At 69.6% G+C, this 16,660-nt stretch carries 16 protein-coding genes and 1 pseudogene; 4 read left to right on the forward strand and 13 right to left on the reverse strand.

What is annotated here, in order from left to right; genetic code table 11:
* Positions 1-206: 206 nt before the first annotated feature.
* Complete coding sequence (locus DMC64_RS13710; protein ID WP_125733810.1) at positions 207-974, forward strand: LysR family substrate-binding domain-containing protein; 768 nt, start codon at positions 207-209, stop codon at positions 972-974.
* On the opposite strand, the gene DMC64_RS13715 is transcribed toward DMC64_RS13710, so the two are convergent.
* From DMC64_RS13715 to DMC64_RS13725, 3 genes are read right to left on the reverse strand one after another with little or no spacing between them, the layout of a single operon-like run.
* Entirely contained in the window at positions 971-1,348 is a 378-nt protein-coding gene (locus tag DMC64_RS13715; RefSeq protein WP_199754974.1) for a DUF5997 family protein, read from the reverse strand. The two genes, DMC64_RS13710 and DMC64_RS13715, sit on opposite strands and share 4 nt — an antisense overlap.
* 23 nt (positions 1,349-1,371) lie before the next feature.
* On the reverse strand, positions 1,372-2,388 hold the full coding sequence (locus tag DMC64_RS13720) for a DUF1648 domain-containing protein (protein ID WP_125733811.1): 1,017 nt from the start codon (positions 2,386-2,388) through the stop codon (positions 1,372-1,374).
* Positions 2,385-2,780 carry a GntR family transcriptional regulator gene (locus tag DMC64_RS13725; RefSeq protein ID WP_037338426.1) on the reverse strand — a complete coding sequence of 132 codons (396 nt, stop codon included), beginning with the start codon at positions 2,778-2,780 and terminating at the stop codon, positions 2,385-2,387. The genes DMC64_RS13720 and DMC64_RS13725 overlap by 4 nt, the downstream gene beginning before the upstream one ends.
* 72 nt (positions 2,781-2,852) lie before the next feature.
* Between DMC64_RS13725 and DMC64_RS13730 the strand changes: the two genes are divergently transcribed.
* Positions 2,853-3,203: a hypothetical protein gene (locus DMC64_RS13730; protein ID WP_233629648.1), complete on the forward strand. Its 351-nt coding sequence runs from the start codon at positions 2,853-2,855 to the stop codon at positions 3,201-3,203.
* On the opposite strand, the gene DMC64_RS13735 is transcribed toward DMC64_RS13730, so the two are convergent.
* The gene (locus DMC64_RS13735) at positions 3,200-3,694 is read right to left on the reverse strand and encodes a hypothetical protein (RefSeq protein ID WP_125733813.1); all 495 of its coding nucleotides are present in this window, start codon (positions 3,692-3,694) and stop codon (positions 3,200-3,202) included. The genes DMC64_RS13730 and DMC64_RS13735 overlap by 4 nt on opposite strands.
* 211 nt (positions 3,695-3,905) lie before the next feature.
* Between DMC64_RS13735 and DMC64_RS13740 the strand changes: the two genes are divergently transcribed.
* Positions 3,906-5,042 (forward strand): serine hydrolase, encoded by a 1,137-nt coding sequence (locus DMC64_RS13740; protein WP_125733814.1) that lies wholly within the window; start codon positions 3,906-3,908, stop codon positions 5,040-5,042.
* Between the two features lie 50 nt (positions 5,043-5,092).
* On the opposite strand, the gene DMC64_RS13745 is transcribed toward DMC64_RS13740, so the two are convergent.
* The 3 genes from DMC64_RS13745 to DMC64_RS13755 all read right to left on the reverse strand — a co-directional run bounded on the left by DMC64_RS13745 (position 5,093) and on the right by DMC64_RS13755 (position 8,321).
* Positions 5,093-5,842 (reverse strand): isocitrate lyase/phosphoenolpyruvate mutase family protein, encoded by a 750-nt coding sequence (locus DMC64_RS13745; protein ID WP_125733815.1) that lies wholly within the window; start codon positions 5,840-5,842, stop codon positions 5,093-5,095.
* Positions 5,839-7,224 carry a DHA2 family efflux MFS transporter permease subunit gene (locus tag DMC64_RS13750; protein ID WP_125733816.1) on the reverse strand — a complete coding sequence of 462 codons (1,386 nt, stop codon included), beginning with the start codon at positions 7,222-7,224 and terminating at the stop codon, positions 5,839-5,841. The genes DMC64_RS13745 and DMC64_RS13750 overlap by 4 nt, the downstream gene beginning before the upstream one ends.
* Before the next feature lie 77 nt (positions 7,225-7,301).
* Positions 7,302-8,321: a sigma-70 family RNA polymerase sigma factor gene (locus tag DMC64_RS13755; RefSeq protein WP_125733817.1), complete on the reverse strand. Its 1,020-nt coding sequence runs from the start codon at positions 8,319-8,321 to the stop codon at positions 7,302-7,304.
* Positions 8,322-8,703: 382 nt separating this feature from the next.
* On the opposite strand from DMC64_RS13755, the gene fusA reads away from it, so the two are divergent.
* A complete protein-coding gene (gene fusA, locus DMC64_RS13760; RefSeq protein ID WP_125733818.1) occupies positions 8,704-10,743 on the forward strand; it encodes an elongation factor G in 2,040 nt (679 codons plus the stop codon).
* A 113-nt stretch (positions 10,744-10,856) separates the two neighbouring features.
* On the opposite strand, the gene DMC64_RS13765 is transcribed toward fusA, so the two are convergent.
* The 6 genes and pseudogenes from DMC64_RS13765 to pdhA form a co-directional block, all read right to left on the reverse strand.
* Complete coding sequence (locus DMC64_RS13765; RefSeq protein WP_125733819.1) at positions 10,857-11,630, reverse strand: PE-PPE domain-containing protein; 774 nt, start codon at positions 11,628-11,630, stop codon at positions 10,857-10,859.
* A gap of 78 nt (positions 11,631-11,708) precedes the next feature.
* Positions 11,709-11,984: pseudogene (locus DMC64_RS13770) on the reverse strand (VOC family protein); the annotation flags it as partial.
* Positions 11,893-13,281, reverse strand: coding sequence for an MFS transporter (locus tag DMC64_RS13775; RefSeq protein WP_125733820.1), 1,389 nt, complete (start codon positions 13,279-13,281; stop codon positions 11,893-11,895). The gene DMC64_RS13775 and the pseudogene DMC64_RS13770, both read right to left, overlap by 92 nt.
* Before the next feature lie 81 nt (positions 13,282-13,362).
* Complete coding sequence (locus DMC64_RS13780) at positions 13,363-14,556, reverse strand: dihydrolipoamide acetyltransferase family protein (protein ID WP_125733821.1); 1,194 nt, start codon at positions 14,554-14,556, stop codon at positions 13,363-13,365.
* Positions 14,549-15,547 carry an alpha-ketoacid dehydrogenase subunit beta gene (locus DMC64_RS13785; RefSeq protein WP_063272533.1) on the reverse strand — a complete coding sequence of 333 codons (999 nt, stop codon included), beginning with the start codon at positions 15,545-15,547 and terminating at the stop codon, positions 14,549-14,551. The genes DMC64_RS13780 and DMC64_RS13785 overlap by 8 nt, the downstream gene beginning before the upstream one ends.
* Positions 15,547-16,635, reverse strand: coding sequence for a pyruvate dehydrogenase (acetyl-transferring) E1 component subunit alpha (pdhA, locus tag DMC64_RS13790; protein ID WP_125733822.1), 1,089 nt, complete (start codon positions 16,633-16,635; stop codon positions 15,547-15,549). The genes DMC64_RS13785 and pdhA overlap by 1 nt, the downstream gene beginning before the upstream one ends.
* Positions 16,636-16,660 lie beyond the last annotated feature (25 nt).

Consider the following 16,660-nt stretch of genomic DNA (forward strand, 5'->3'; position numbering starts at 1 on the left):
GGTGCCGCGTCTCTGTTCCTGCTGGTCGGAAGTCCGTGAAGGCCTCCTTGCCTACCCTGAAGGTAGTGAAGGAGGCCTTCACTACCTTCCCAAGTACATGAAGGCCCCCTTCCTTGCGTCTAGCGCAAGGAAGGGGGCCTTCATGTACTTCAGGTGCCCAACCCGGTGGTCACGAGGGCGGTGACCACTCCCGGTAACCTTGCCCCATGACCGGCCCGGACACCCCCGCCTCCTTCAAGCTCGCGTACGTCCCCGGCGTCACGCCCTCGAAGTGGGTCCGGATCTGGGACGAGCGGTCGCCCGACGTCCCGCTCGAGCTCGTCCAGACGACGGCCGCCGATGCGGTCGGGCTGGTCCGGGAGCGTGAGGTGGACGCCGTCCTGCTGCGGCTCCCGATCGACCGCGAGGGCCTGCACGCGATCCCGCTCTACACCGAGACGACGGTCGTGGTGGTCCCGAAAGACCACCTGGTCGCCGCCGCGGACGAGGTCTCCGTCGACGACATCGCCGACGAGATCGTGCTGCACCCGCTCGACGACACGCTGGACTGGGACACGCCACCGGGGAAGCCCGCGCTGGAGCGGCCCGCCACCACCGCGGACGCCATCGAGCTGGTCGCCGCCGGGGTCGGGCTCTTGATCGTCCCGCAGTCGCTCGCGCGGCTGCACCATCGGCGTGACCTGACCTATCGCCCGATCTCCGGCACTCCGGAGTCCGGGGTCGCGCTGTCCTGGCCGGACGACGAGACCACCGACCTGATGGAGCAGTTCATCGGGATCGTCCGCGGCCGGACGGTCAACAGCACGCGCGGTCGGCAGCAGGCCCAGGAAAAGCAGGCCAAGGAGAAGCAAGCGCCGGCGAAGAAGGCGCCGGTCAAGGGCAACCGTCCCCAGGCCGGCGGCCGGAAGCCGCAGTCGGGGAATCGCCGCGCTCCCCAGGGCGGGAAACGCGGCAAGCCCCGTCGTCGTGGCTAGCTTTCGCTGCGGGCGGCCTTGAGCCGCGCCTCCTCCTTGCGGACCTCGGCCTGGGTCTCGCGCTCCCGCTGCAGCCAGTCGGGGTTCTCGGACTTGATCGCGTCGATCTCTTCGGTGGTGAGGGCGCCGGTGATCCCGCCGCGCGCCAGACCGCTGATCGACACGCCCAGCTTCGACGCGATGACCGGACGCGGATGCGGCCCGTTGCGGCGCAGGTCCCGCAGCCACTCGGGCGGCTCGGTCTGCAGCGCGTTCAGCTCGTCGCGGGAGACGACACCCTCCTGGAACTCCGCCGGGGTCGCCTCCAGGTACACGCCCAGCTTCTTCGCCGCTGTCGCGGGCTTCATCGTTTGAGGGGTTTTCTGCGACGTCATTGCCTCAGGGTAACGCCCTGTGATCAGGTGCCTTTCTCGGGCAATGTCACGACGCCGAATCCGGTGAGCACCGCGGCCACGGCGACCGCGCCGAGGACGACCCAGGCGATCGGATGCCCGAGGTTGAGCGTCCAGTAGGTCCCGACCCGCCGGTGCACCAGCAGCGCCGGATCGTTCCGGTTCAGGTAGACCATCCCGGCCGCGTACCAGTGGCGGTCGTCGTCGCGCTGTTCGTAGCGGGTCTCCGGCTCGTCGCCGGCGCGCGGCAACCGGTGCCCGGCGTCGCCCGCCCGGACGGTGAAACCGATCCACGCGATGAACGCGGCGGCGAGCGGAAGGTACGCCACGATCGTCACCGGCACCGTCGTGTCGACGACAGCCCACAGCTGGAGCGAGACGACGAGCAGGGTCGCGTTGACGCAGCCCGCCGAGATCAGCAGCAGTGCGAGCACGCCGTGCAGATACTCCCGGTACCGCGAGGCCGACGCCGACGGCTGCGCGGCGTCGATCTCCGGCCTGGCCCGTGAGATCGCGACGGCCATGAGCGAGGTCAGCACGATGACCAGGATCTGCGCGAAGACCGTCGAGAAGCCCGTCGCGCCGGTGAACCATCCGCCGGCCGCCGTGGCGAACGCGAGCACGACGGCAGGCGCCAGAAGAATCCACTGTGGACGGACTGGATCCGAGCGCAGCGACGTGTCGGTGCTGACTGCCTGCCGCGTGCCGGAGTACCAGCCTTCCTCGCGTTTGGCGGCGGCGATCGAGCGGTGAGCCAGGCAGCCGAGCAGGGAATACGCGGTGGCGAGAACGAGCAGGACGACCTCGGGCGCGAGCCAATCGAAGAGAAGCGCGATGCAGGCCGCGATCGCCCCCGCGCCGATGCCCCGGTTGTAGCGCCGCCGGGCCAGCAGGACGACGGCCTCGCCGGAACGCCGGGCCGGGATCCGGACGCCGAAGGGGAGTGTCGGCCGGGCGAGCGCGGGTGCGGAGCCGAAGGCCGCCGCGGTGAACGCGATCAAGGCCAGGTGCAGCCCGATCATCGCCGCGCGCTCACCGCGAAGGAATCCAGCACCGTTTCGCAGCGGCTCGTCACTTCGCGCGGGCCCACGCCGAGAGCGACGGCCTCGGCGAGCAGGGTGCGCAGGCGCTCCTGCCACTCGTCCGCGTAACCGTCCTCCGCCGGACCGGAGGTCGCGTCCCGCCGGACGACCGCGCCGGTCTTGCGGTTGATCCGGATGAATCCCTGCGTCCGCAGCAGGTCGTAGGCCTTGTTGACGGTGTGGAAGTTGATCGCCAGGTCGGCGCCGAGCTGGCGGGTGGAGGGCAGGGCGCTGCCCTCGGCGAGCGTGCCGTCGGCGACGGCTTCGACGATCCGATCGCGGATCTGCTGGTAGATCGGAACCTCGCTGTCGAGGTCGAGAGTCAGCAACACCCGGTCAGGATATCTGCTATACAGTTGCTATAACAACTACATCAGCTGGCTATGCAGGGGAAGGTGGTCATGATGGCGACGATCGACATCGCCGATGGCGGAGTGCGCGTGAGGTTCTCGTCCTGGGAGCGGCTGGCCGTATGGCGTGACGAAGTGATCGTGCCGTCATCGGCGATCAAGGCAGTCGAGTTCGTCGAAGAGCCCGTGCGACGGACACGCGGGGGACGGGCCGGGGTGCTGATCAGCGGAGTGCTGAAGGTGGGTTACTGGGGGCTGGGGACGAGGACGCGTCAGCTGGTGTCGGCTCGCCGGGGTGTGCCAGGGCTGCGGGTCGAGATCGATCGCGCGGTCGCCGGGCTCCCCTTCGACGAGGTGCTCGTCAGCGCGCCGAACGCGGCGGATCTCGTCGGCGTGCTCGTCTAGAGGTAGTCGAAGAACCGGTCCCACCAGGAAGGTGGCCGATCCGGCGGATACAGCGCGTCGAATCCGCTGATCCCGGTGTACTTGGTCCACAGCGGGTGCTCGGAGACGGGCAGGTAGCCGAGCGCCTCCAGCTCGTCTTCGACCTGTCTTCGCACCTGCGCCGGGAAGAACTCGCGTTCCTCGTCTTCGTCGTAGCTGCCCGGATTTCCCAGTGTCACCGCGACGAGACCGCCGAAGTTGCTGACCGTCACGGTGACCTGGTCCAGTGCGGCGGTCGCGTCCGCCGGGATCACGATCCGGCCGAGGTGGCTGGCGTCCTGGACATGGCGGTCGACTTCGCAGGAACAGTCGAACAGTCGCTCCAACCGTTCGGCCAGTCGCTCGAATCGAGCTCGTGCGGCCGGTCCGTCGAAGTCGTGCGGCACCTCCCAGTGGCCGGGTTCGTCCAGCTCTCGCAGCAGTGCCCAGGTCTGCTGTTCGTCGAGGGGCATCGTCGCCTCCCGGCCTCGGGTGGTCTAGTCCACTTACCGGAATGACCTTAGCCAGCCACGTCCCGCGCGGACAATGGTGGGACGAATTCTGGTCGAAAATTTTCGTGGGGTAGCGCCAGCACCACCCCGGATCCGGGAGCCTGCACTGCTGATCTTCGCGCCGGCCTCGGCCAAGGTTGTCACTGTCGATCTCGTCGGAGAAGGAGTGCGAATGACGGTACGCAAAGGTGTGGTTGTCCTGACGGTGGCGGGGCTGATGGGCGCGGCGTGGACGACGGCGGCGGACGCGGCGCCTGCCAACGGGGCGGAGCTGCGGAAAAGCCTCGACTCGTTGGTGCGTCAGGAGAAATTCCCCGCCGCGCTGGTCGCCGTGTCCGACGGCAGGCGGACGACGTCGCTGGTCGCGGGCTCGTCGCGGATCGACCGCCAGGTCCCGGTCCCGCGTGACGGCAGGGTGCGCGCGGGCAGCAACACCAAGACGTTCACGGCGGTCGCGGTCCTGCAACTGGTGGCCGAGGGCAAGGTCGAACTGGACGCGCCGATCGAGAAGTACCTGCCCGGGATCGTGCGCGGAGAGGGCATCGACGCCACCAAGATCACCATCCGGCACCTCCTGCAGCACACCAGCGGGCTGCCGAACTACACCGAGTACCTGGGGCTTCAGGATTTCGAACAGGTGCAGCATCGGTATTTCCCCACGCACGAGCTGCTCGCCGCCGCGCTGAGTCACCCGGCGAAGTTCGCGCCCGGCACCAAGTGGGAGTACAGCAACACCGGGTACCTGCTGGCGGGCATGGTGATCGAGAAGGTCACCGGACGCCCGCTCCAGGAGCAGATCACCGAACGTGTGATCAAGAAGGCGGGTTTGAAGAACACCTACTGGCCCCAGGTCGGTGACCAGACCATCCAGGGACGGCACCCGCAGGGCTACGCCATCGGCAACTCCGCCACCGGCACGGTGATCGACGCGACCGAACTGGATCCGTCCTGGGGCGGTGCCGCCGGTCAGCTGATCTCGACGCCCAGTGACCTCGGCGAATTCTTCCGCGTGCTGCTCGAAGGCAGGCTGCTGCCCGCCGCGCAGCTGGCCGAAATGCGGAAGACGGTCGACGCGCCCCTGTTCCCTGGGACGAAGTACGGGCTCGGCCTGATGAGCAACCCGCTCAGCTGCGGCGGCGTGTACTGGGGCCACGGCGGCGACATCCACGGGTTCGAAACCCGCGGTGGCGCCACGGAAGACGGCCGCACCGTCGGGCTCGCGGTGACCGCGATGCCGGGGACCTTCGGCGACGGTGAGAAGGGCTCGAACGCCGTCATGGCCACTGTGGACACCGCGTTCTGCAAATGACGACGCGAAGGCCACTTTCGCAACGCTGTGAAAGTGGCCTCCGCAATGCCTCACCCCTCTAGATTCCCGATCGCGGCGCGGAATCCCTCCAGTGCCGCGCGATAGAAGCGCGGGCCGTACGACACCCGCGCCACACCGAGTTCGCGGAGCGCGGCGAGGTCCAGTTCCTCGCCGACGTTCCCGTTCACCGGGCACGCGAGTTCGGTGACCAGCGCGGCGAGATCGTCCCGGCGCCGGACCCCGATCGGATACACGCAGTCGGCACCGGCATCGCGGTAGAGCCTGCCGCGCCGGACGGCCTCGGCGAGTCTGTCGGGCTCCTGGATCCCGCGGTCGCCCAGGAACGTGTCGACCCGCGCGTTGACGACGATCGGTACCCCGGCGCCGGTCGCGGCCGAACGGATCTCCGCGATCCGCTCGGCGTGCTCGTCCGCGTCGGCCAGTCCGCCCGACCGGTGATCGGTGTCCTCCAGATTGCAGCCGACGGCTCCCGTTTCCAGCAGCCGCTCCACGAACTCCCGCGGCGCCAGGCCGTAGCCTGCCTCCGCGTCCACGGTGACCGGTACGGAGACCACGCGGGCGATCCGCGCCGCCGCGGCGAACATCTCCTGCCACGGCGCGCCTTCGCCGTCGGGGTACCCGAGCATCGCCGAGACGGCGGCGCTCGCCGTGGCGACCGCGGGGAAACCCGCCTCCACCACGACTTCGGCGCTCGCCGCGTCCCAGACGTTCGGCAGCACGAGCATTTCCCCGCTGTGCAGGCCGCGAAGTGTTTCGGCCAGCGTCTTCGGATCGGTCATCGGTCTCCTCCTCGATCGGCAGTGGACAGGGCGGCCGGCATGCGTAGCGCGACGAGCATGCCGACGAAGGCGAACGCGACGACAGCGGCCATCGCCGCCGTGAAGCCGCTGCCGAACTCCTCGGGGGACAGATGGCTTCCGGCACCGGCGAAGACGGCGACCACCACCGCCACCCCGAAGACCCCGCCGAAGATCCGCAGCGTCATGAACGCGCCGGACGCTTGGCCGATCTCGGCGGGCCGCACCGCTCCGACGGCCGAGCGCTGTGCGGCGGGCATGGCCGACGTGATCCCGGCGCCGCTGACGATCAGCCCCGGCAGCAGGACGGCGTAGCCCGCGCCGGGTTCGGCGACCAGCACGATCCAGCTCATGCCGATCGTCTGGAGCAGCAATCCGACGGCGACGAACATCCGCGCGCTGTACCTGTCCGCCAGCTTTCCGGCGAGCGGCGCGCAGATCATCAGGGTCGCGGTCCACGGCATCATCCGCAGTCCCGCCTCGAACGGACCGAGACCTTGCGCGGTCTGGAAATACTGGGGCAGGAAGAACAACGTGCCGTACAGCGAGGCGAAGACGCAGAAGTTCGCCGCGTTGGCCGTGGAAAAGGCTCGCAGCCTGAAGAACCGCATCGGCAGCATCGGCGCCTCGCTGCGTCGCTCCCACCACACGAAGGCGATCACCAGCGCGACGCCGAGGGCCAGCGAGCCCAGGACCTCGGCGCTGTCCCAGCCCGCGAGGTTTCCGCGGACGAGGCCCCACACGATGCCCAGCGATCCCAGTGACACCAGGACGACGCCGCCGTGGTCGAGCCGGTGGCCAGGGCCGGTGCTCTCGTCGACACGCCGGAGCGTCAGCAGGACCGCCACCACGCCGACCGGCAGATTGAGCCAGAAGATCCACTGCCAAGCCAGCCCTTCGGCGATGACGCCGCCGACGAACGGGCCGCTGAACGTCGCCAGCCCGGTGAGCCCCAGGTAGAGCCCCATCGCCTTGCCCCGCCGCTCGGGCGGGAAGATCGCGCTGATCAGGGTGAGCGACAGCGGCAGCACCATCGCGGCACCGGCGCCCTGCACCGCCCGCGCGACGATCAGCGTGCCGATGTCCCCGGCCACCGCGCAGCCCACCGAAGCGAGGGTGAAGACCGTGAGACCGGTGACGAACATCCGGCGGCGGCCGAACCGGTCACCGAGCGCCGCTCCGGTGAGCAGCAGGACGGCGAAGCTGAGGTTGTAGGCGTTGACGATCCATTCGAGTTGCTCGATCGACGCGGACATGTCCTCGCGGACCGTGCTCAGCGCCGTCGTCACGACCTGGCTGTCCAGCGCCATCATGAAGGACGCCACTGAGGCGAGCGCCAGGACCCACGCCTGTTTCGGGGTCAAGATTTCTCCTTGGTGGAAGGGTTTCCGGGCATGACGAGGCACACGCCCGACGGGGCGTGGCCAGGAAAATGCGGGCGTCAGCCGCGCAGGGAGCGGGGCAGCCCGAAGGCCGCCAGTAGTGAGTTGTCGAGGAACCGGGTCACCGCGGTGACCCGATCGCCCGCGAGTTCCAGCACGAGCACGCCGTGCGCGTGGCCGATGGGCGTCCTCGGGTCGCGGAGGTAGCAGCCGAAGGCGGGCTGGCCGTTGGCGCGGGTCGGGATCAGCGAGTACCGGCGGCCATCGCAGAGCGCCACGGTCGCCAGGAAGTGCCCGACGGCCTCCGGGCCTTGGTATTCCAGAGGAAGCGGAGGCATGGTCAGCCAGGCGTCGTCGGTCAGAAGCGCCACGATGGCCTCGACGTCGCCGTTCTCGAAGGCACGGGTGAACTCGTCGACGATCCGGCGTTCCCGCGGCGAATCGGGCAGGGGAGCGGACTCCCGTTCACCCGGCGGCATCTCCCCGGCCAGCGCCGAACGTGCCCGGTTGAGCGCGCTGGTCACGGCGTTCTCGGTGGTGTCGAGGATCCCGGCCACTTCGGCCGCGCGGAACCCGAGGACGTCGCGCAGGACCAGCACGGCCCGCTGCCGGGGAGGAAGCCGCTGGAGCGCCGCCAGAAACGCGAGCGAGATCGACTCCCTGGCCTCGTAGCGCGCCTCCGGGCCGGGCACCCGGTCGGCGATCTCGGCGAGCAGCAGATCCGGGTACGGCTCCAGCCAGCTGGGTTCGGCGCGGCGGCGGGTCGGCTCGGGCAAGGGGACCTCCGGTCGGTAGGCCGCGTGGTCGTGCGGGCGGCGGGCGCCCGCCCGCATCGCGTTGAGACAGCGGTTGGTCGCGATCCGGTACAGCCAGGTCCGGATGGACGCGCGTTCCTCGTACGCGTCGATCCCGCGCCACGCGGCCAGCAGCGTCTCCTGCAGCAGATCCTCGGCGTCCTGCACCGAGCCCAGGATGCGGTAGCAGTGCACCTGCAGTTCACGGCGGTACGGCGCCACGAGATCACGGAACGCCTCGCCGTCACCGGTTTTCGCCAGGGCCAGCAGCTCGTCCACCCGCATACCGGGTTCCCTCCTCTTGTGGTGTCTCTCGAAGGGATGGACACCGCCGTCGCCGGAAACTTGTCGGTCGCCGACCAGTTTCCCCCGAATTCGCGGAAAACCGGTTCGCGGTCCACAGCGGAGTGGCTACACTCGCCACGAAATCACCCCGGCGAGGAAGGACAGGACCGTGCGTCATCACCACGCCGTCGTCGTCCCCTCGGCTCGCTACGAGGTGATCCTGGTGTCTCCGCGCACCCGGTGCCTGCCGCGCGGCTAGCACCGGCCCGTCTCACGAACGCCTGACCTCTTCCCGTTGCCGCGCAACGGTGGTTGATGCCTGTCCGCGTTCGCCGAATCGCGCCGTCGGAGTTCCGCCAGTTCAGCCCGAAAGGCCCGCGCCATGCGCACCGTCCCGCTGTCCGCCGTCCGCAACCTGGGCATCCTCGCCCATGTCGACGCCGGCAAGACCACCCTCACCGAACGGATCCTGTACGTCACCGGCACCACCTACAAACGAGGTGAGGTCCACGACGGCACGACCGTCACCGACTTCGATTCCCAGGAGCGAGACCGTGGCATCACCATCTTCGCCGCCGCCGTCAGCTGTTCGTGGGACGGCCATCGCGTCAACCTGATCGACACCCCCGGCCACGTCGATTTCTCCGACGAGGTCGAGCGGTCGCTGCGGGTCCTCGACGGCGCGATCGCCGTGTTCGACGGCGTCGCCGGGGTCGAGCCGCAGAGTGAATCGGTGTGGCGACAGGCCGATCGGCACGGCGTGCCGCGGATCGCGTTCGTCAACAAACTCGACCGCGCGGGTGCCGACCTCGACGCGGCCGTGGCGTCCATCCGGGAGCGGCTGCATCCTCGTCCGCTGGTGGTCCAGCTGCCGATCGGGGCGGAAGACGGGTTCGTGGGCGTCGTCGACCTGCTGCGGATGCGGGCACTCGTCTGGGCCGATGGCGCCGAGACGGCCGAGGAAGGACCGATTCCGGAGTCCCTTGTGGACGAAGCGAACCGGCGACGACGCCTGCTCGATGAGGCCGTCGCGGAAGCCCATCCTGGGGCGCTGGAGGAGTTCTGCGCGTCGTCGGCGGTGTCGACGGACACGCTGGTCTCGGCGCTGCGTGAGCTCACCCGGACCGGTGACGGCGTCGTGGTCCTCTGCGGCTCGGCCTACCGCAACCGCGGAGTGGAGCCGTTGCTGGAAGCCGTGGTGGCGTACTTGCCCGCGCCGTCGGATGTTCAGCCGGTCCGAGGTGAGTACGAAGGCGCGGCCCGGGAACGTCCCGCCGATCCGTCGGCGCCGTTCGCGGCACTGGCGTTCAAGGTGACCTCGACCGCCACCGGGCGGTTGACGTTCCTGCGGGTGTATTCGGGCACGATCCGGACTTCGGAGGCGGTGATGGACGTGGGCAGCGGCCGTATCGAGCGCGTGGGCCGCATCCTGCGGGTCCAGGCGGACCGGCACACCAGGGTGGACAGCGCCGTCGCGGGCGACATCGTCGCGGTGGTCGGGCTCAAGACGGTCCGTCCCGGCGCGACGCTGTGCACGCCGTCGGAGCCGATCCTGCTCGAGCCGCCCGTCGCGGCCGACCCGGTCGTCTCGGTCGCTGTCGAACCGCGGAAGGGCACCGACACGGAGCGCTTGATGTCGGCGCTGGCACGGCTGGTCGAGGAGGATCCGTCGCTGGTCGTCCGGACCGATCGTGAGACCGGTCAGACCCTGCTGTCGGGGATGGGCGAACTGCATCTGGAGGTGGCGGTGGAGAAGATCCGGCGCGACCACGGGCTGGACGCCGGCGTCGGACGGCCTCGGGTCGCCTACCGCGAGACGGTCGCCCGCGGCGTGTCCGGTTTCGTCCACCGGCATGTCAAACAGGACGGCGGCGCCGGGCAGTTCGCCCACGTCGTCATCGACACGGAACCATTGGAGGAAGGGGAGTTCGCGTTCGAGTCCACTGTGGTCGGTGGCCGGGTGCCGCGGGAATACGTCCGTGCCGTCGAAGCGGGTTGCCGTGACGCGCTGGCGGAAGGCCCGCTCGGTGGGCATCCGGTGACCGGTGTCCGGGTCACGCTGACGGATGGGGCGACCCACCCGAAGGACTCTTCGGAGCTGGCGTTCCGGGCTGCCGGACGGTTCGCGCTCCGGGGCGCGTTGGCCGCCGGTGCGATGACGCTGCTGGAGCCGATCGCCGAAGTGACCGTCACGGTGCCCGAAAACGCCGTCGGCGTGGTGCTCGGCGACCTCGCCGCCCGGCGCGGCCGGGTGCTGGGGTCGGTGGTGCGCGCCGGAACGACCGTGGTCACCGCGACCGTGCCGCTGGCCGAACTGTTCGGCTACGCGACGCGGCTGCGGAGCCGGACCCAGGGCCGGGGCACGTTCACCGCCCGGCCGGTCGGCCACGCTCCGGCACCGGAGGGCCTGTCGGTCCGGTAGTTCGCGCCGGTCCGAAGTCCGACGTTGGCCCGCCCACGACACTGTGGGCGGGCCATCGCCCGAATCGCTGTCACCCGGCTATCGGGCGCCGGGCGGCAGCCGTCTTCAGCCGGTCACACCGAAGGCCACGGAGGACGGCAGTTCTGCCGCGGCAGCGCGTGCGATCCGTTGGTGAACACGCCGTCCGCGATCGTGTCCTCCATGATCGAACGGTGATCGGTGGGACGGGCCCACTGGTAGCAGAGGTGCTGGGCGAAATAGCCGCCAGGCGCCTCGATGGTGTCGAAGTGGCAGACACCGTCGGTTTCGATGCAGTAGCGGATGAACGGGATGCCGCCGAAATCGGTGCGGCCGGGCCCGAACGACACGTAGCCGCCGAACGGCGACGGTGCCCCGGTCCCCGCCGGGAGCACCGCGCTGATCCCGCGTCCCGGAGGACCGACGGGCTGCATCGGGTCGGCGAAGATCTTCGCCCGGAACCGCGACTTGTCCACGGCCAGTTTCCCGTCGGCGATGTCGTTCAGCACCAGGTTCGCGACCAGGGCGCCCTGCGAGTAGCCGACGACGGTGAATTCCGCACCGGGGTTCTCGTCGAAGGAGCTCTGGACGACACGGCGGGCCTCTTCGTGTCCGCGGGCGACGCTCTGGTCCATGGGCGTCTGGTCGCAGTTGGGTGCACCGGCGGCCCCTGCCGGGTAGTGGACCACCTTCTTGATCCCGCCCCGCAACCAGGCGTCGTTGTACACGGTCGCGGCCCCGTCACAAGTGCCGCCGACGAGGATGTAGTAGCGCGCCTGGTCGGCCTGGGCCGTCGGCGCCATGACACTGATCAAGCCGGTGGCCAGTGCGGCCGCCGCCAGGACCCCCCTGAGTTTCTTCACATTCATCGTCCTTTCGTTCGACTACGGTGCGTGGTCGAACGCTAGGGACGAGTCATGAAATTTCGATGAAACCCCCTTCGGACGTCAGCGGTGGGACAGGACGTTGACCACGTGCCCGCTCGGATCCCGGACGAAGAACCGCCGGACACCCCACGGCTCGTCGGTCAGTTCGTGCACGATCTCGGCACCGGATGCCTTGGCGGCCGCGTACCTCGCGTCGACGTCGTCGACCTCGATCGAAGCGATCGGCACGACGGGCGCCGTCTCGTCATGGGTCATGAGGCTCAGCTGGACCTCCGGCCGCTCCGGATCGGCCAGGGTCACGATCCAGCCGTGATCCATCACCACCTCGAAGCCGAGAACCTGTACGTAGAAGGCCTTCGCTTCCGGCAGCGTCTTGGTCTCGAGGTCGGTGACCACTCTCTTGATCGACATGCCTGGATACTGGCACAGGGGTCCGACGGTTTCGGGGGAGCAGGAGCGGTGTCGCCAGCATGAGCGCCCCGGCGATGCCGACCGCGGCGCGCGGGCCGGTGAACACGGCGAGCAGGCCCCACAGCGCGGTCAGGCCGGCGGTGGTGAGCTTCCCGGCGATCGACCAGGCCGACAGCGTGCGGGCCGCGCGGTCGAGGGGCACCTGTTCGAGCCTGCTGGTGGCGAGCACCGGGTTGAACACACCGATACAGGTGATCAGGCAGAGTTCGACGACGATGACCAGGATCAGGCCGGGAACACCGGGCTGGACGAAGACCAGCCAAACAGGCCAGCAGACCCGCAGCCACCCGAAGACGAAGAGGACCTTGTCCCGGCCGTACCGGGCGACCAACGGCCGGGAGAGCCACGCCCCGATCAACCCGCCGAGACAGGGCACCGCGAAGGCGACCGCGTACTCCCAAGGCGCGAAGCCGAGTTGCCCGAGCATCAGCACGGCGAACAGCGGCGCGGTCGCCATGATCAGTCCGTTGACCACGATCGTGTTGACGAACAGGGGCCGCAACAACGGATGGGCGAGGATGAATCGCCAGCCTTCCCGCAGGTCGCGGCCGGTCAACCGGGCGCCGTCCGGCTTCGCGGGCGGCGGCTCCGAACCACCGGCGGCACGGATCCCGAGCGCCGAAAGCAGATAGCTGACCGCGTCGGCGGCGATCGTGACCACCGGCCCGAACAGACCGACGGCGAAACCGCCGAGCGGCGGCCCGAGCACGGTGGCCGTCCAGGTGGTCGACTCGAACCGGGCGTTCGCGACCAGCAGGTCTTCGCGGGGCAGCAGGGTTTTGAGGAAAGCCCCACTGGCGGCCAGGAACGTGATGTCGGCCGCCGCGACGACGACGGACACCGCGAGAAGCTGGCCGAAGCCGAGCAGTCCGAACGAGTACGCCACCGGGACGGTCAGCAGCGCCCCGCACCGGACGAGGTCCATCGCGATCATCACCGGCCGTTTGCGGCGGAACTCGACCCAAGGGCCGAGCGGCAGCGCGACCACCGCGCCCACGACGAGACCGGCGGCCGCGAGCAACGAGACCTCGGCGGTGCCCGCGCCGAGTACGACGATGGCGATCAGGCTGAACGCGTCGAACGCGAACCTCGTCCCGAACGCGCTCGCCGCGTATGCCGCCCACAGCCAGCCGAACCGTCGCCCCAGCGATCTCCCACCCACGCGCGAGATCAAAGCAAGCCGGAACCCCGAAGTCGAACAACGGGTCGTTGGCGGATCACAACCGTCGGTTGTGCGACCCGCTCAGAGGTCCCCGAGCGCGGTGATCGGCGACTCGACACAGTCCGCGACGAACCGAAGGAACCCGCCCGCGGTCCCGCCGTCGCACACCCGATGGTCGAACGCCAGTGTCAGCTCGCAGATCTTCCTCGCGACCAGCTCGCCGTCGACCACCCAAGCTCGGTCGATGATCCGGCCGATGCCGAGGATCGCCGCCTCCGGGTGATTGATGATCGCGGCGGAGCCGTCCACCCCGAACACCCCGTAGTTGTTGACCGTGAAGGTTCCGCCGGTGAGGCCTGCCGGGCCGAGCTTCCCTTCCCTGGCTTGCGTCGTCCGGTCGCCGATCGCCGCCGAAAGCTCCCTTGTGGACAGTGAGCCCGCGTCGCGGACCACCGGCACGACGAGACCTCGGTCGGTCTGCGCGGCGAAACCGAGGTTGATGTCGCGAAGCTGGACGATCTCGTCGCCTTCCACCCGAGAGTTCAGCTCGGGGAACTTCCGCAGCCCCGCGACGGCGAACCGCGCGACGAGGCCGAGGAGACTGACCGGGCGATCCGGCGCCGAGGCGTTGAGCGACTTCCGCGCGGCGACGAGTCCGGTCGCGTCGACGTCGACCCAGACCGTCGCCTCGGGGATCTGACGCCGCGAGGTCGTCAGCTTGTCCGCGACCGCCTTGCGGACGCCGGTCAGCGGGATGCGTGTCTCGCCGTCTCGCTGCTCCGGGACGGCGAGGGCCGCTTCGACGTCGGCGCGCCGGATGATGCCGCCCGGACCGCTGCCGGTCAGCTTCGTCAGGTCGATCTTGTTGTCCACGGCCATTTTGCGGACGAACGGCGAGATCACGCCCGGCGCTTTCGACGGTTTCTCCGGGGTCGCGACGACGGTGCGCGTCCGGCGGCGCCTGGTCGTGGTGGTCGTGCCGTAGCCGATGAGGACGTTGCCGCTGCCCTCACTCGCGGTCGTCACGCCGGGTTCGGTGAACCCGGGTCCGATGGTGAGCAGGGGAGCGCCGACGGGCAGCGACTGGCCGGGTTCACCGTGGAGGCGGGTGACGACGCCGGCGAACGGCACCGGCACCTCGACGGCGGCCTTCGCGGTCTCGACCTCGACGACGGGCTGGTCGACGCCGACGGTGTCGCCCTCCGCGACGAGCCAGGTGACGATGGTGCCCTCGGTCAGTCCCTCACCGAGGTCGGGGAGCAGGAAATCAGGCACCGGCCACCACCGGTTCGTCGTTCCACTGCAGCCGGGCGACGGTGTCCAGGATCCGGTCGACGTCCGGAAGCTGATGGCGCTCCAGTTTCGGCGGCGGGTAAGGGATGTCGAGCCCGGTCACGCGCAGGACGGGCGCGTGCAGCTGATGGAAGCACTGCTCGGTGATCCGGGCGACCACCTCGGCGCCGTAGCCGCCGAACCCGGCCGCTTCGTGGACGACGACCGCGCGGCCGGTGCGGCGCACCGAGGCGGCGACGGTCTCGTCGTCGAACGGGCTCAGCGACCGGAGATCGACCACCTCGACGTCCCAGCCTTCGGCGGTCGCGGCCTCTGCGGTCTCCAACGCGGTGGCGACCATCGGGCCGTACGCGATGAGCGTGACGTCCTTGCCCTCGCGGCGCACGACCGCGCGGTCCATGGCCGCGCCTTCCCGGGTGAAGGACACGGGTTCCTTCGACCAGTAGCGGCATTTCGGCTCGAGGAAGATCACCGGATCCGGCGAGTCGATCGCGTCGCGCAGGAGGTCGTAGGCGTCCTGGGGAGTGCCGGGTGTGACGACGCGCAGGCCGGGCGTGTGGGTGTAGTAGGCCTCGCTCGAATCGCAGTGGTGCTCGACGCCGCCGATGCCGCCCGCGTAGGGGATCCGGATGACCATCGGCAGCGACAAGGCGCCGCGGGTGCGGTTCCGCAGCTTCGCGACGTGCGAGGTGATCTGCTCGAACGCGGGGTAGGCGAAAGCGTCGAACTGCATTTCGACCACCGGACGGAACCCTCCCATCGCCATCCCGACCGCGAAACCGACGATGCCGGACTCCGCCAAGGGCGTGTCGAAACAGCGTTCCTCGCCGAAATCGGCGGTGATGCCGTCGGTCACCCGGAACACGCCGCCGAGCGGGCCGACGTCCTCGCCGAAGATCAGCACACGGTCGTCGTCCTTGACCGCGTCACGCAGGGCGGCGTTGAGCGCTTGTGCCATCGAGAGCTCGGACATCAGGCCTCCAGTTCGGCCGCGACCAGCGCCCGCTGGGCGGCCAGCTGACGGGTCGGGACGGCGTACACGTGCTCGAACAGCGACATCGGATCCGGCTCCACGTCGGCGTTGAGGGTGTCGCGCACTCCGGCGGCGAACGTCTCGGCCTCGGCTTGGAATCGCTCGATGTCGTTCTCGGACAACAGGTTCTCGGTGGTCAGATAGGTCTGAAGACGGCGAACCGGGTCGGCAGCGCGCCACTTCTCGACCTCGGCCTGATCGCGGTAACGGGTGGCGTCGTCGGCGTTGGTGTGCGCGTCGATCCGGTAGGTGTGCGCCTCCACCAGTACCGGCCCGCGACCGGAACGCGCGTGCGCGACGGCGTCGTCCAGCACGGAAAGGACGGCGAGGGCGTCGTTGCCGTCGACCTGCTCGGAGCGGACGCCGTAGCCGACACCCTTGTACGCCAGCGCGGGTGCGGCGCTCTGCTTCTCGAACGGTACGGAGATCGCGAACCCGTTGTTCTGCACGAAGAACACCACCGGCGCCTTGAACACGGCGGCGAAGTTGAGCGCCTCGTGGAAGTCGCCCTCACTGGTGGCGCCGTCGCCGATGAGCGCGAACGCGACGGCGTCCTCGCCGCGGCGTTGCATCGCGTGGGCGAGCCCGGCGGCGTGGAGGGTCTGCGTCGCCAGCGGCGTGCACTGGGGAGCGACCCGGGTCTTGGCGGGGTCGTAACCGCAGTGCGCGTCGCCGCGGAGCAGTGTCAGGATCTCGCCCGGTTCGAGGCCGCGAGCGACCAGCGCGACCGAATCGCGATAGGTGGGGAAGAGCCAGTCGGCGTCGGTGAGGGCGAGCGCGCTCGCGACCTGGCAGGCCTCCTGACCGGCGCTGGACGGGTACACGGCGAGGCGGCCCTGCTTGGTGAGCGCGGTCGCCTGCGCGTCGAACCGGCGGCCGAGCACCATCAGCCGGTAGGCCTCGACGAGCCGTTCGGCCGGCGGCACGGTGTAGTCACCGTGCTTGTCGACGCGCGTGCCGTCCTCGGCGAGGAACCGCACCGGGATCCCGGACGGCAGCAACGCGGCGGCAGGGGTCTCCCGCGACATGGCGCAGCACCACCTTTCACAGACA

The organism is Amycolatopsis sp. WAC 04197, assembly GCF_003947475.1.
GTDB lineage: Bacteria > Actinomycetota > Actinomycetes > Mycobacteriales > Pseudonocardiaceae > Amycolatopsis > Amycolatopsis japonica.

Coding starts and splice junctions, on each gene's coding strand:
- DMC64_RS13710 (WP_125733810.1), top strand. CDS start 207: ATGACCGGCCCGGACACCCCCGCCTCCTTCAAGCTCGCGTACGTCCCC.
- DMC64_RS13715 (WP_199754974.1), bottom strand. CDS start 1,348: ATGACGTCGCAGAAAACCCCTCAAACGATGAAGCCCGCGACAGCGGCG.
- DMC64_RS13720 (WP_125733811.1), bottom strand. CDS start 2,388: ATGATCGGGCTGCACCTGGCCTTGATCGCGTTCACCGCGGCGGCCTTC.
- DMC64_RS13730 (WP_233629648.1), top strand. CDS start 2,853: ATGGCGACGATCGACATCGCCGATGGCGGAGTGCGCGTGAGGTTCTCG.
- DMC64_RS13735 (WP_125733813.1), bottom strand. CDS start 3,694: ATGCCCCTCGACGAACAGCAGACCTGGGCACTGCTGCGAGAGCTGGAC.
- DMC64_RS13740 (WP_125733814.1), top strand. CDS start 3,906: ATGACGGTACGCAAAGGTGTGGTTGTCCTGACGGTGGCGGGGCTGATG.
- DMC64_RS13745 (WP_125733815.1), bottom strand. CDS start 5,842: ATGACCGATCCGAAGACGCTGGCCGAAACACTTCGCGGCCTGCACAGC.
- DMC64_RS13755 (WP_125733817.1), bottom strand. CDS start 8,321: ATGCGGGTGGACGAGCTGCTGGCCCTGGCGAAAACCGGTGACGGCGAG.
- fusA (WP_125733818.1), top strand. CDS start 8,704: ATGCGCACCGTCCCGCTGTCCGCCGTCCGCAACCTGGGCATCCTCGCC.
- DMC64_RS13765 (WP_125733819.1), bottom strand. CDS start 11,630: ATGAATGTGAAGAAACTCAGGGGGGTCCTGGCGGCGGCCGCACTGGCC.
- DMC64_RS13785 (WP_063272533.1), bottom strand. CDS start 15,547: ATGTCCGAGCTCTCGATGGCACAAGCGCTCAACGCCGCCCTGCGTGAC.
- pdhA (WP_125733822.1), bottom strand. CDS start 16,635: ATGTCGCGGGAGACCCCTGCCGCCGCGTTGCTGCCGTCCGGGATCCCG.